Below are 1,153 nucleotides of genomic sequence, written 5' to 3' on the forward strand. Positions count from 1 at the left end.
GGGAGGATCCTATTTCATGCGGACGCGTGCGGCGGTGGCGTTTGCGGCTGGGGAGCCGTTGGAGGTGGTGGAGGTGGAGGTGTCCGGGCCTCGTGCGGGCGAGGTGATGGTGGAGGTTCGGGCGACGGGGGTGTGTCATACGGACGAGTTCACGCGGTCCGGGGCGGATCCGGAGGGGTTGTTTCCGGCCATTCTGGGTCATGAGGGGGCGGGTGTGGTGGTGGAGGTGGGCGAGGGGGTGACCTCGGTCCGGCCTGGCGATCACGTGATTCCGCTTTACACGCCCGAATGCCGGTCCTGTCCGTCCTGTCTCAGCCGCAAGACCAATCTGTGCACGGCGATCCGGGCCACGCAGGGGCGGGGGGTGATGCCCGACGGCACGTCGCGCTTTGCGCTGCCCGACGGCACGCCGGTGCTGCATTACATGGGCTGTTCGACTTTTGCCAACCACACCGTTCTGCCCGAGATCGCGGTGGCCAAGGTGCGCGAGGACGCCCCCTTTGACACGATCTGCTATATCGGCTGCGGGGTGACCACCGGCATCGGTGCGGTGCTCAACACCGCCCGGGTGGAGGTGGGCTCCACGGCCGTGGTCTTCGGGCTGGGCGGCATCGGGCTCAACGTCATCCAGGGCCTGCGGCTCGCGGGCGCCGACATGATCATCGGCGTGGACCTCAACCCCGCGCGCGAGGAATGGGGCCGGCGCTTCGGCATGACCCACTTCGTCAACGCCTCCGACATCCCCCGCGAGGAGATGGTCCCCTACCTCGTCAACCTCACCAAGCGGCGCGGCGATACCATCGGAGGCGCCGACTACACCTTCGACTGCACCGGCAACGTCGCCGTCATGCGACAGGCCCTCGAAGCCGCCCACCGCGGATGGGGCGTCTCCGTCATCATCGGCGTCGCCCCCGCCGGCGCCGAAATCAGCACCCGCCCCTTCCAGCTCGTCACCGGACGCACCTGGAAAGGCACCGCCTTCGGCGGCGCCCGCGGCCGCACCGACGTGCCCACCATCGTCGACTGGTACATGGACGGCAAAATCCAGATCGACCCCATGATCACTCACCGCCTCCCCCTCCAGGACATCAACACCGCCTTCGACCTCATGCACAAAGGCGAAAGCATCCGAAGCGTCGTCGTGTTCTGAAAA

General features: G+C 67.5%; 1 protein-coding gene. It reads left to right on the top strand.

The window, feature by feature from the left end:
• The first annotated feature begins 16 nt into the window (after positions 1-16).
• Complete coding sequence (locus GT358_RS16325; protein ID WP_166583689.1) at positions 17-1,150, top strand: S-(hydroxymethyl)glutathione dehydrogenase/class III alcohol dehydrogenase; 1,134 nt, start codon at positions 17-19, stop codon at positions 1,148-1,150.
• Positions 1,151-1,153 lie beyond the last annotated feature (3 nt).

It is taken from the genome of Rubellimicrobium sp. CFH 75288 (genome assembly GCF_009904055.1).
GTDB lineage: Bacteria > Pseudomonadota > Alphaproteobacteria > Rhodobacterales > Rhodobacteraceae > Rubellimicrobium.

Coding starts and splice junctions, on each gene's coding strand:
- GT358_RS16325 (WP_166583689.1), top strand. CDS start 17: ATGCGGACGCGTGCGGCGGTGGCGTTTGCGGCTGGGGAGCCGTTGGAG.